Here is an 11,745-nt window from a genome sequence, read left to right on the forward strand (position 1 = left end):
ATGGCAACGTCCATGAGGTTCTTCAGGCCGGTCTGATAGTAGCTGTTGAGAAATCCCATGTCCAGGATATGACCATCCTCGTTTCCCAGGAGATTCACGTGTTTCTCGAGCTCGACGCGACCCTGTGTAATGGTGCCCGTCTTGTCGGTACACAGGACATCCATGGCCCCGAAGTTCTGAATGGCATTCAGGCGCTTGACGATGACTTTCTTGCGCGACATGTCGACGGCGCCCTTGCTCATATTGACGGTGACGATCATGGGAAGCATTTCAGGGGTCAGCCCCACGGCAACAGCCAGGCCAAACAGAAAGGCGTCCATCCAGTTGTGTCGCATCAAGCCGTTGATGAGGAAGACGGCAGGCGCCATGACGAGCATCAGCTTGATCATCAGCCAGGTGAAGTTGTTGATACCCTTATCAAAGCTGGTCATCTCGCGATGACCAACGATGCTGCTGGCGAGGGATCCGAAGTAGGTCTCTTTGCCCGTCTGTACGACAACCGCTGTTGCAGAGCCCGTTTCGACGTTTGTTCCCAGGAAGCACAGGTTTGGCATGGTCAGCGTGTCTGTCTGAGAGGCATCCACAACGTCGACGTTCTTCTCGGCAGGCAAGGATTCTCCAGTGAGGGCTGCTTGGCTCACGAACAGGTCCTTGGCGGTGACAAGGCGCACGTCCGCGGGCACCATGTCACCTGCAGACAGAGAGACCATATCGCCGGGGACGATGTCCTTGAGAGCAACTTCTTTCGTGTCGCCGTTCCGGACCACCGTCGCTGTTGTCGTGACCATCTTCTGAAGTTCTGCGGCGGCATTGTCCGACCGCTGTTCCTGGAAGAAGCGCAGAGCGGACCCAAGGACGACCATGAGAAGGATCAGATAGACGCCGGGACCGCCACCAGTGACGGCGGTGATGATTGCCAGGACGATCAGCAGGATGGACAGCGGGTTCGACAGGATAGAGATCAGTCGTTTGAGCGGTGAAACGCGTTTTTCGCGCGCGATCTCGTTGGGGCCATGCTGGACCAGGCGATCGTCAACCACCCGGTTGGTGAGCCCTGTGGGGCTCGTGCCGAGCTGGCTCATGACGGCGGCCGAATCCATGCAGGCAAAAGACGCGAGAAGTTTCGACATTTCAGCCGGGACGTCCTCGCGCTTGCGTTTTGTAACTTCGGTTGGGGTAATGGGAGTGCTCACGGCACTGACCTCCAGCAAAGGAATGGTGGAACAGGAGACATACTCGTCCGGCCGCCGGTCAGGTAATCAGGCCGCCGGCAGGTCGAACGCCTTGCTGGAACTACGCAGTGGAACGTGATCGCGCGCTCGGTGGAAGCGGCGGAGCATGGTCTTCTGGGAAGTGCGGCACGCGGAGTAGTGGTGTAACGCCCACAACGCAAGAATCTCTCCAACAGGGAGAACGACGTGCACTATGACTTTGTACGCACTGTGACGCATAGACGCCTCCTGACGGAGACGAACAAATTCCCTGCCGCTATCGGGCGGCGAGGGATGATCGCGTCACCTTATGAAAGGGGTCAGCAGAATCAGCTACTCAGACGCCGCTGGGCGTTCAGGGTATTATGTCGCTCCGATCTACTGTCTGGGTCCACGATTGCCTCTGTCGTTCGCTCTGAAGTTCTTGTTCCTTGCGCAGTGTACGCGGGCGCGACATCTTGTCAAGCGGACGTATTGCCTCATCAGCTATGGGGTCAGCTGGTAATTGCACCCCTGGTGGTACATGCACGTTGGGTTGGCTTGACCTGGTCATCAACGTCTCCCAGACAAGCAGCCAAGACTGGATTCCCGCCTGCGTGGGAATGACGGACAGAGCGCGTTTTGTCGTCCCCGCGAAAGAGGGGACCGCTGTCAGCGCGGCAGGCCTCCAGCGTGGGGTGCCAGGACGGACAGGAGCACGATGAGAGCTGCTTCGACGATGGCCGTCAGCGCGAGTGCGACGAGAGCCACATTGAGGGAACGCCACCTATCACGTCGGTAGGCGACGAGGATGAGGATGGCGAACAGCGCAGTCTGAGCGATGAGGAACATCTCCACAAGCCACAGCGGACCGCGCCATGGCAGTGCACCCGTATCGCGTACCCATGCGAACAGCGCATACAGGCCTATGCCAAGAACGCCATTCACGCTCGATACGAGGAGGGCCTTGCCAAAGGTCCGCTGTTTGCTGCGGCACCACTGCGACGCCAGCCACAGCGTAGTCGCCATCAGCAAGACGTCCGCCACGCGCGCGGGCGCGGACATCAACCAGGTATCGGAGAGCAGCCAGGAGAGCAGCATGGGGACGTTCCCGGGACTGCCCGCTACTTTCGGAAGAGGCTCATCAACATTGAGACGATGATGAAGAGGAACCAGATGATGACGCCGACCAGCGCAGCCCTGTTCTGTGCTTTGGTCCGCTTGGTATTCCGGCGCTGGCCTGGCCAGTATGAAGCCTGGTCCGCCTTGTTCTGACCGTCAACAGATTGCCCAGCAGTCCGCTGAGTCATCGTGGCGTTCAATGCCTGCAGGAACGTCGGGAGCGGCGTTGTGCCTTCCTGATACCTGTTGGTGGCGCCAGGACGCATGTCGTTCGGATCGGCCTGGTTTGGCGTGATCTTGTGCGCGAGGATGAACGCGATCTCCTCGCTGGTCCGCGGTGGCGCGGCATAGTCGATGACCGCACTATAGTTGTCCGACCGGTCACGGTCATATCTTGAGTAGATTGGCCCTTTTTCCTTGTTGAGTTCCACAGCTGTCATCTCCTTTGCCACGTCGGTTCGTTGGCGCCGAAACAATATTGCTCTCTTATTCTAGCACGTTGTGGGTTCGTCGTCATGTGGTCCGTTACCCTGTGGACTTCGTCCGGTCAGGCATGGTGGCGCTCCGCCAGGTACCGCCCGAGCTCCACGGTATCCTGAGAGATGAACGGGTCGACGTTGGGGTTCGGGATGCCATAGTAGGCGGTGAACACGGCTGCCGCCAAGTGGTCGAGCGGGGCGGGCCATGCTGCATACGCGGCTGCAGGTACCCGCTGCTGTGCGTTGTCTGCCGTGGCCAACAGGTCCAGCAGGTTGAGGCGAAGCATGGTCATGGGACCCGAATAGGACAGCATGAGGTCGGCAGGAACCAGCCAGCGGAGAGCGTCATCCAGCCTGATGATCTGTTCGGGGTTTGCTCCGGCCGGCCGACGTGCCAGACGGTCACGCAGGACAGCCATCACCCCGAAGAGGACGCCTGTCAGCAATAGACTGCCGATGAGTGCGATAGTACTCTGCAGACGAGGAGCCACACCGGCAGCCCCGGACAACAGACTAAGTCCGTAGAGGATGCCGAGATACAGCAGGATGGCATATGCGGCTGCCCCTGCAATCTGGGTCGGGTCGAATGCTGCAGGCTTGCCCGGCAGCTGTCCTGTGGGCGGTTTCAGCCGGACCTCTGTCGGTCGGGGCCTCATCGTGCTGTCATCTTAGGCCGTGGACGCCCCTACCGCTTCGCAGCGCGCCAGAGCGTGGCGATCCGTTCCTCTTCTTCGGGGGTCACCTTGTAGTTGGTGAGATGCGGTGACTGGACGACGTGCATGTTCCACAGCACCGCGTCCTGCAACAGGTCCGCCCGTGTCAGGCATCCTTCCTCAGGGGTCAGACGAACATCGTCGAGGGTGATGTCGACCGAAGGGACTGTCGGGCCCGGCTGACGACTTACCCACCATTTCTTGCCCTCGTCCGGGATGACGCGAGCCTCTGTCATCAGAATCCCGTGCGCGACGATGCCACCAGTCCCCGGCCTATTGCCCTCCAGGCGCCAGATGTACACCTCATCGTCTGGGTATATCTCTTCCGCGGCGCGCTTCTGCCGCACATGCCATGAGATCTCAGCATAGTTACGAAGATAATCATTGAAGGCGGGAAAGTCCTTGGGACTCCCCTGAAACAGCCAAGTCGGCATATCGTACCTCCCGTGTCTGTGTCTGATAGTACTGTACGCTATCGTCCACATTCATCAAGAGAGGGGTCGAGGTTCTATCAACATGATTGACAGACTGACTCGCCGGGGCGTCGCTACAGGTCGCGTAACCTCCGAGCCTCCCATACCTGGGCCAGGCGCACGTCTTCGACCGCGGTCAGCTTGTAGTTGGTTACGCTGGGCATGCTGATGGCCTGCAGGTTCCGCAGGACAGCGTCCTGCATGATCTCCATCCTGAGCAGGCAACCGGCGCGGGGTGTAAGGCGGATGTCGTCTAGCCTGATGAGGACGGTAGGGATGGATATGTCGGGCTTCTTGCGCAGCCAGGTGACGAAGTTGCTGTCGGCTCGCGCGACAGCCGGGCCGGACAGGAACCCATGGGCCACGATTCCTCCCGTTCCAGGGGAACCGCCATCCGATCGCCAGATGTAGACGGGGTCGCCCAGGTGCATCTCGGGAATCAGCAGTTGCCGTTCGGACCTATCATGGGTTTGTGTGTCCGGCAGACCGGTTCATAGCCAAAACCCCCGCACGAGGCGGGGGTTTTCTTCAGGAGGGTATACTCCAAATTCTAGAACAGGTAGATGACGCTGACACTCATCTCGACGTCCAGGGTCCCGGCTTCGACAGGGGCTGGTGCGCTTCCCGAGGCGACCGTCGTGTCGGCGGCTTTGAACATGTACGGAGTATAAGTATTCTCGTTCACGTTGACCGTCTGGACGGACAGGATGGTCTTGCCGGCTGCCTTGGCGACGACGTCCGCTCTCTTGCGAGCGCTGGCCATGGCGAGGTTGAGGGCGGCGAGTTTGGTCTGTTCGAGTGTTGCATCGTCGACTTCGAAGGAGATGCCGCTGACCGTGTTGGCGCCATTGTCAGCAATGAGGCTGACGGTCTTGCCGGCGTCGTTGATGTTGTGGACGGTGACCGTCATGGTGTGGTTCATGTCGTAGCCGTCGAGGACGGACTTCCCGGTGACCTTGTTCCACACGTACCTGGGCTGAAGGGTGTACCCAGTGGTCTGGATGTCCTCTTCTTTGATGCCCGCGGCCTTCAAGGCAGCGGTGATCTTGCTCATGATGGTGTCGTTCTCGGTCTGCGCGGCGCTGGAAGTGCTCTTACTGGTGAAGACACCGAAGCTGATGCGCGCGATGGTTGGCTTGACCATGATCTTGCCGGTGCCGGTGACGCTGACTGTTGGAACGGTCGTCGTCGTGTCAGCCTTGACGGGCTGTCTGGCGCCGAGGGCCGGCGAGAAGGCAATGATGGCAGCAACGGCTATGATGGCAATGGACTGCAGTGCAACAAATGCAAATCTCTTCTTCATGGTATACCTCCTGTAGTGCATCGGCAGGTTTCCCTGCTCTCATGTTCGACGAACTACATCCGTCGTTATACCTAGGACGTACCACCGGCTCTCGAGTTCCCGGGATTCGTGACGCCCGAGACCCAGGAGTATCTGGAACGGCGGCGTGCATCCGCAGGCGGCCTCTGGTCAGCCCGTCACCCTCTTGACGCCGTTGACCTTGATGCTTGCGACCGAATGGATCAGGTCGTCGATGTGCGATGCGTCTGTGCCGACATACTGCTCGGCCAGTTGACGCAACTCCAGAGTATCTAGACCCACCGCTGCGCAGGACTCATCGACGACACGCACGTCCTCGAATCCGGCGCTGCGTATGATTGCTAGGTACTGGTCCTTGAGGATAGCCCCCGCGACGCACCCGACATAGGCCCCCACCGACGTCCGTACCTGCTCCGGCAATTCCTTCAGGAGAACCAGGTCAGAGACCATGAACCGGCCGCCGGGTCGCAGGACCCTGTTCAGTTCCTGGAACACCTTCTCCTTGTCCGGCACAAGGTTGATCACGCAGTTCGAAATGGCGACGTCGACCGAGTTATCGGGCAGGGGCAGCGCCTCGATGTTTCCGAGCAGGAACTCGACGTTGTCGTAGTTGCCCGCCTTCGCGTTGGCCCTGGCCTTGGCAATCATCTCCGGCGTCATGTCCACGCCGATGACCTTGCCGGTCTTCCCGACTTTCCGGGCGGCAAGGAAGCTGTCGAACCCGGCGCCGGATCCCAGGTCGAGAACGACATCCCCTTCCTTCAAGGCCGAGAAAGCGAGGGGGTTGCCACAGCCGAGACCCAGGTTTGCACCCTCCGGAACCGCCTGGAGGTCCGCATCCGAGTACCCCACACCTTTACTGATGTTGCCGATAGCTTCCTCCGGCATAACTTGGCATCCGGAACCACACCCGCATCCCGAAACGCCTCCTGCGGCGATTTTCCCGTACTTGTCTTTGACGATCTCCTTCATCTTCTTGTCTGTCACCGAGTCGTTCATTTCTCCTCCTTGTTGTCCGCCCATACCGCTCGCATCACTGGTCCCAGGAAACCCTTGACCATGTCGCCGAAATCGTCTGCCTTGAACAGAGTCAGGCAGCAGGCCCTTTCATTCTTCATGGAGGCAGTCGGTGTACCGAGTATACTACATAGAGATTTCTTGAGGATACGATTGATTCTTGCGTTGCATGAAGGTTTGTGATTCAAAGGAGGTTACTCATGCTGCATAAACGAAGCATGTTTGCTCTCATCCCATTGGTCGCACTCGTTGTGTTAATCGCCGGCTGTGCCTCGCATACGACACCAAGCCCTGCACCAGTCCCCTCAACGGGCGGCAACAATATCACCGTCACAGCAGCAGGAATGGCATTTGACACTACCTCTATTACAGTATCTGCGGGCGCGCATGTCACGATCACCTTCCAGAACAATGACAGCGGCATCCCACACAATATGGCATTCTACACGTCAGCGGCGGCGACAACCATCATCTACCAAGGAGCGAGGACGACGGGCGTGTCGACTGTCACCTACACGTTCGATGCGCCGACAACACCGGGAACCTACTTCTTCCGATGCGATGTGCACCCGACAACGATGACAGGGAGTTTCATCGTCCAGTAGTACGCGAGATTGCAGGCTGGCGCAACGCCTGCGCTGACTGAAAGTCCACGTCGGCTATAGCCTGCAGCTGCACGATGCCGTGGCTCAACTTCTCGTTCCACTCGTCGATGACGTCGCGAGCTTTCGCGTCGTAGTTGCTGTGGGCATCCTTCACGAGTACGACGTCGTACCCCAGCTCGTGCGCACCGTTGCAGGTGGCCTGGACGCAGCCGTTGGTCACGAGGCCTGCGACGACGACGCGGTGCACGTGCAGGACATCCAGCTCCGCCTTGAGCGTCGTGTCCTCGAACGCGTTGTCATGGTGCTTGTGGATGAAGTGGTCGGTGGGGAGCGGTGTCAGGGCGGGATGCAATTTCCAGCCGTCTGTCTCCTCCACCAGCTCCTTGTCATTGGAATGCTGGACATAGAACACCGGGACCTTCGCCACACGAGCCTTGTCCACGAGGAGCCGGATGTTCGCGAGCATCTTCTCAGCCTCGTAGATGGGAGTGGTCTTCTCGAACAGCTCCCTCTGGACGTCGATGATCAGCAGGGCGGTCCCGCCTGCGCTCTTCGGCGCCTTCGCTCTCACGCGTTTGCTGGTGCGCGCGGCCGTACGATTTGCTGGTTTCGCTGCCGGCGTCTCGCCGGACCAGACCTTCGTCCCCCTGCGGATGCCTGTCAGGGCCCATCGGTAGTGGTCACCGGCACACGAGTCGACGTAAGAAGCCAGTGTGTTGATACCGATCCAGGCGTAGCGCCCGGGCGTGAACAGCTCCTCCTCGGACAGTGATGCGACCACATCCAGCATGTGCCTGTGCGATGCGTCCAGTTGGCTCTTGACGTCGTCCAGCGCCGCGTCCCGGCACCGCTCGTAGATGGCCTGGTTCAGCGCAGGCAGCTGACTCCAGTTGTACCCCTCGGCTGGGACGGCTGGCGTCTCGCCGCGCAGTTCCGCCTCATACCAGTCCATTAACATCCTCTGCCATTCCAACAGGTGTGCCAGGATATCCTTGATGGACCAGGTGCCGATGACTCCCGGCCGGACCATCTCCTCCGGCGTGAACGATGCGAACTGCCGCCCCAGTACCTCGTACTTCTTCTGAGCCTCATCCAGCAGTTGCTGTTTGTTGGTCGGTTTTGGCATGACTACCTCCTAGCGTGGCGCCCCCATGCGTCTATCACGGCTGTCTACTTCAGGATACACCAGATTGCATGTACCTCGTCAACGCGGGGCGGGCGGGGCTGCCCGGGTCTTGCCTCTTGGGCTGCTCATCGTTCCCCTTGGATGTCTTGACGCAATAACGTGTCGCAGTAACGTGTCGCAGTAACGTGTCGCAGTAACGTGTCGCAGTAACGTGACGCAGCACCTAGATGTTGGCTTCGTAGTGAGCAGTAGGGTCGTGAGTGCCCGACTGCACGGCTCGTATAAGACCAGCTCCAATGAGGCTTCTCAGATGCCGTTGTAGGGTACTGCGACTGATATGAAGCTTGACTGTGAGGGCCGATGGCGTGTTGATGCCATCCCTGAGGATGGCCGAAAACACGCTCAGAGCGGTCCCCGAGAACCCCACAGCTCCTGCTTTGATCTGCAGGACGCCGGTCTTGATGACTTGTTCGCCCTTGCTCTGTACTTCCTGCATCTGTGTGGCCAGACCCCCCACGTAATATTCGAGCCAGCCGGTCATATCCATGTCGTGTTCACGCACGCGTTGCAGGGCTGCATAGTATGCCGAGGTATCCCGGTCATAGAATTCGCTGATGGTGAACAGGCGTTTGAAGTCGTAGTTGTCACGATACATCACCAACGTGGCCAGCAACCGAGCCGTGCGGCCATTGCCATCGATGAAGGGGTGGATGTGCACGAGCTGGAATTGCGCTATGCCACTCACTAGGACCGTGTTGATGCCTGTGTCTGCGTTGAGCCATTCTACGAGATCGGTCATCAATGGTTGGACTTCATCAGCAGGCGGAGGAGTGTAGACGGTTTCCTTGGTCACCGAATCGACGATCAGATTCTGACCAAGTCGATACTGGCCAGGTGCCGCCGAGCCTCCACGTACGTCGATGACCAACCGTTTGTGGATCTCGCGGATCAACACCTCGCTCATAGGCTCGACGCTGCCGATATATCCAGCAACCAGGTCAAATGCGGTGCGGTAGTTGAGCAGTTCGCACACATCGTTCGGATTGGCTTCTGGTATCGTCTGCCCAGTCAGCAGCTGCGTGGCCTGCTCAAGCGTCAGCTGCGTGCCCTCAATATGTGTCGTATGGTATGCTTCCAGAGTCAAGGCGTTTGCCTGCATGTCGCGGATCCAGTCGTCCGACAGCCGTGCAGCTGACATAAAGCCAACGGCGCGCTCGATGCGCGTCAGACCTGCAACAATTGCATTGTTGATCGAGAATTTTGGCTCAAACATAGCGGCCTCCTTTGTCCAGTATAGTCAAGTGGCGGACTGGTGCCAGCCCGCTGATTCGTCATGCCCCCGCAGGCGGCTGATCCGTCACTCCCGCGCAGGCGGGCGTCCAGCTCGTTGCGTTTTGCGCTACAATGCTTTACATAGAAAGGCCAGCTGGACTCAGGGAGGAGACATGACGTTCAGGGCATCGGTGGAAAGGTATCTGGGGGCAGTGTCAGAGCAGGATCATCTTGTGAATGCATGGGAGACATCACCCTGAGTGCGCATTGCGATAGCGTGGTCAGGCAGATTGGCAGGCAACGGCAGATTGTGAGCATTGCGCACAGGAGGAATGAATGAGATTCGAGACAGCATCACGTACAGACATCGGTAGGTCGGGAAAGGGGAGGAACGAGGACGCCGTCGGCTTGCACATCCCGACCGATGCGGAGGTGCTCGAGCGGTATGGCATCCTGCTCGCTGTGGCGGACGGGGTGGGTGGAGCTCCACGCGGTGACGAAGCCAGCAGGATCGCCGTGGAAACCCTTCTGACGACGTACTATGAAGCGCCGGCGGACATCCCGATAGCGCAACGGCTGAAGGATGCCTTCGCCAAGGCCAACGCTGCGGTCGTGGCAGCAGACGACGAGCCGTCGTACAAGTACATGTGCACGACGCTGGTGGCCGCCGCCGTCTTCCCGGACCGGGCCGTGTTCGCCAACGTCGGTGACAGCCGTGGCTACATTATCCCGTCGCCGGCTGGGGCAGCTCGCCAGGTCACGGTGGACCATTCCGAGGTCCAGGAGATGGTGCAGCAGGGGCTGATAACTCCAGAACAAGCCGAGGTGGCTTCCAACAGGAACATCATCACGCGGGTTGTTGGGTCGTACTCCACCGTACAGGTGGATCTTTTTGACATCCGGTTTGCCCCCGGGGACACCGTGCTGCTGTGCAGCGACGGCTTGGTGACGGCGGTAACCGACGCCGAGATCGCAGAAATCCTCCAGTACGGTCTGCTGGAGGCCGCGGTCGACCGGCTCGTCGAACTGGCGAAGGGCCCCAAGGGCCACGACAACGTCACCGTCTGCGCGGCGCGCCTGTTCCTCTGAGTCCGTCAGAAATGTCAGACAAATATGATTATCAAATATTCCCCTGGTGACCCGTACTATGGCAAAGTATAGAAGAAGGAGAGACCAAACATGAGCGATTCTGGCAATTGGTTTGGCAAGTTGTTCAAGCAGGTCTCACAGCCGGAACCAGAACCGAATCCAGGCGTCGCGCCAAAGCCAACCCCGAAGCAAGACCTCCAACCCGGAGCACCCTACAAGAAAAGGGATTTCATCGGCCAAGATTATCAGGTCTATGGAATCCTCGGAAAGGGCGGGTTTGGGGTCGTGTACCTGGTCTATTCGCACAAATCGGGTGAGGTCTATGCCCTGAAGACCTTCAAGGATGAGTTTCTTGCAGACCAGGACGTCAGAAAGCGCTTCCACAAGGAAGCGAGCGTGTGGGTTGAATTGGGACGCCACCCCTACTTGGTACGCGCCGTTTTCGTGGATGAAGTGTCGGGCAGGCTTTACATCGCAATGGAATACATCGCCCCAAATGAGGAGCGGCTGAACTCGCTAGAAGGCTACCTGCAGCGGCAGCCCCCCGACCTGGCGCAGAGCCTACGCTGGGCGATCCAGATCTGCCACGGCATGGAGTACGCTTACTCCAAAGGCCTGCGCGCTCATCGTGACCTCAAACCTGCCAATATCATGATTACCCAGGACAAGACCGCCAAGATCACCGACTTTGGCCTTGGAGGCGTGCTCGGTGGATCCCCGGCAATGCGCGCCGCCGGTCTGAGTGCTCAGCCGGGGAGATTCGGCCTATCTGGACAGACGATGCTCGGAACAGGGTTTGGTGCCCCTACCCACATGGCTCCGGAGCAGTTTGACAATGCCGCCGGGTGCGATGAGCGCAGCGACATCTACAGCTTTGGGATCGTGCTCTACCAGATGGCGGCGGGTGGGCGGTTACCGTTCCCTGTCCCCATGGGCGCGGACTGGCAGGCGATGCGGCAGCTTCACCGCGAGTCACCCGTGCCCCGGCTGGATTCGCCCCTGTTCCCCATCATCCAGCGGTGCCTGGAGAAGTCACCCGAGAAGAGATACCAGACTTTCAAAGAGGTACGGAACAACTTGGAGCCGCTGCTGCAGCATCAGACCGGGGAAGTGATCATTCCGCCGCAGTCGAAGGAACTTGAGGCCTGGGAATGGAACAACAAAGGCAGCAGTCTCGATAGCCTGGGCCGTTACGAAGAGGCCATCCTCTGCTATGACAAAGCCCTGGAGCTTGACCCGCGCTATGTAGCTTCCTGGAGCAACAAAGGCGCCAGCCTCGACAGCCTGGGGCGTTTCGAAGATGCCATCCACTGTTATGACAAAGCCCTGGAGCTTGAC

General features: G+C 59.1%; 14 protein-coding genes. 3 read left to right on the plus strand and 11 right to left on the minus strand.

The window, feature by feature from the left end; translation table 11 throughout:
* The 9 genes from SMC1_RS09440 to arsM all read right to left on the minus strand — a co-directional run.
* The coding region (locus SMC1_RS09440; protein WP_207799402.1) for an HAD-IC family P-type ATPase at positions 1 to 1,193 on the minus strand (1,193 nt) is incomplete at its 3' end.
* Between the two features lie 66 nt (positions 1,194 to 1,259).
* Positions 1,260 to 1,451: a hypothetical protein gene (locus SMC1_RS09445; protein WP_119086524.1), complete on the minus strand. Its 192-nt coding sequence runs from the start codon at positions 1,449 to 1,451 to the stop codon at positions 1,260 to 1,262.
* A 411-nt stretch (positions 1,452 to 1,862) separates the two neighbouring features.
* Positions 1,863 to 2,219, minus strand: a complete 357-nt coding sequence (locus tag SMC1_RS09455; protein WP_207799403.1) for a hypothetical protein — start codon at positions 2,217 to 2,219, stop codon at positions 1,863 to 1,865.
* 95 nt (positions 2,220 to 2,314) lie between these two features.
* Positions 2,315 to 2,743, minus strand: a complete 429-nt coding sequence (locus SMC1_RS09460) for a hypothetical protein (RefSeq protein WP_119086527.1) — start codon at positions 2,741 to 2,743, stop codon at positions 2,315 to 2,317.
* Between the two features lie 116 nt (positions 2,744 to 2,859).
* Positions 2,860 to 3,447, minus strand: a complete 588-nt coding sequence (locus SMC1_RS09465; RefSeq protein WP_119086528.1) for a hypothetical protein — start codon at positions 3,445 to 3,447, stop codon at positions 2,860 to 2,862.
* A 29-nt stretch (positions 3,448 to 3,476) separates the two neighbouring features.
* Entirely contained in the window at positions 3,477 to 3,938 is a 462-nt protein-coding gene (locus SMC1_RS09470; RefSeq protein WP_165849423.1) for an EVE domain-containing protein, read from the minus strand.
* 113 nt (positions 3,939 to 4,051) lie between these two features.
* Positions 4,052 to 4,342 carry a hypothetical protein gene (locus SMC1_RS09475; RefSeq protein ID WP_119086530.1) on the minus strand — a complete coding sequence of 97 codons (291 nt, stop codon included), beginning with the start codon at positions 4,340 to 4,342 and terminating at the stop codon, positions 4,052 to 4,054.
* Between the two features lie 185 nt (positions 4,343 to 4,527).
* On the minus strand, positions 4,528 to 5,280 hold the full coding sequence (locus SMC1_RS09480; protein ID WP_165849424.1) for an SIMPL domain-containing protein: 753 nt from the start codon (positions 5,278 to 5,280) through the stop codon (positions 4,528 to 4,530).
* Positions 5,281 to 5,448: 168 nt separating this feature from the next.
* A complete protein-coding gene (gene arsM / locus SMC1_RS09485) occupies positions 5,449 to 6,297 on the minus strand; it encodes an arsenite methyltransferase (RefSeq protein WP_207799404.1) in 849 nt (282 codons plus the stop codon).
* Positions 6,298 to 6,515: 218 nt separating this feature from the next.
* On the opposite strand from arsM, the gene SMC1_RS09490 reads away from it, so the two are divergent.
* A complete protein-coding gene (locus SMC1_RS09490) occupies positions 6,516 to 6,920 on the plus strand; it encodes a cupredoxin domain-containing protein (protein WP_119086532.1) in 405 nt (134 codons plus the stop codon).
* Here the strand turns inward: SMC1_RS09490 and SMC1_RS09495 are convergent.
* Together SMC1_RS09495 and SMC1_RS09500 are read right to left on the minus strand one after the other, a co-directional pair.
* Complete coding sequence (locus SMC1_RS09495) at positions 6,907 to 8,046, minus strand: isochorismatase family protein (RefSeq protein ID WP_119086533.1); 1,140 nt, start codon at positions 8,044 to 8,046, stop codon at positions 6,907 to 6,909. The two genes, SMC1_RS09490 and SMC1_RS09495, sit on opposite strands and share 14 nt — an antisense overlap.
* A 223-nt stretch (positions 8,047 to 8,269) precedes the next feature.
* A complete protein-coding gene (locus tag SMC1_RS09500) occupies positions 8,270 to 9,319 on the minus strand; it encodes a Fic family protein (RefSeq protein WP_119086534.1) in 1,050 nt (349 codons plus the stop codon).
* A gap of 335 nt (positions 9,320 to 9,654) precedes the next feature.
* Here SMC1_RS09500 and SMC1_RS09505 point away from each other — a divergent pair, with 335 nt between their 5' ends.
* On the plus strand, positions 9,655 to 10,407 hold the full coding sequence (locus SMC1_RS09505) for a PP2C family protein-serine/threonine phosphatase (RefSeq protein WP_119086535.1): 753 nt from the start codon (positions 9,655 to 9,657) through the stop codon (positions 10,405 to 10,407).
* 90 nt (positions 10,408 to 10,497) lie between these two features.
* The coding region (locus tag SMC1_RS09510) for a protein kinase domain-containing protein (protein ID WP_119086536.1) at positions 10,498 to 11,745 on the plus strand (1,248 nt) is incomplete at its 3' end.

Origin of the sequence: Candidatus Cryosericum septentrionale (assembly GCF_003570995.1) — a bacterium.
Lineage (GTDB): Bacteria > Caldisericota > Caldisericia > Cryosericales > Cryosericaceae > Cryosericum > Cryosericum septentrionale.

Coding starts and splice junctions, on each gene's coding strand:
- SMC1_RS09445 (WP_119086524.1), bottom strand. CDS start 1,451: ATGCGTCACAGTGCGTACAAAGTCATAGTGCACGTCGTTCTCCCTGTT.
- SMC1_RS09455 (WP_207799403.1), bottom strand. CDS start 2,219: ATGGCGACTACGCTGTGGCTGGCGTCGCAGTGGTGCCGCAGCAAACAG.
- SMC1_RS09465 (WP_119086528.1), bottom strand. CDS start 3,447: ATGAGGCCCCGACCGACAGAGGTCCGGCTGAAACCGCCCACAGGACAG.
- SMC1_RS09470 (WP_165849423.1), bottom strand. CDS start 3,938: ATGCCGACTTGGCTGTTTCAGGGGAGTCCCAAGGACTTTCCCGCCTTC.
- SMC1_RS09480 (WP_165849424.1), bottom strand. CDS start 5,280: ATGAAGAAGAGATTTGCATTTGTTGCACTGCAGTCCATTGCCATCATA.
- arsM (WP_207799404.1), bottom strand. CDS start 6,297: ATGAACGACTCGGTGACAGACAAGAAGATGAAGGAGATCGTCAAAGAC.
- SMC1_RS09490 (WP_119086532.1), top strand. CDS start 6,516: ATGCTGCATAAACGAAGCATGTTTGCTCTCATCCCATTGGTCGCACTC.
- SMC1_RS09495 (WP_119086533.1), bottom strand. CDS start 8,046: ATGCCAAAACCGACCAACAAACAGCAACTGCTGGATGAGGCTCAGAAG.
- SMC1_RS09500 (WP_119086534.1), bottom strand. CDS start 9,319: ATGTTTGAGCCAAAATTCTCGATCAACAATGCAATTGTTGCAGGTCTG.
- SMC1_RS09505 (WP_119086535.1), top strand. CDS start 9,655: ATGAGATTCGAGACAGCATCACGTACAGACATCGGTAGGTCGGGAAAG.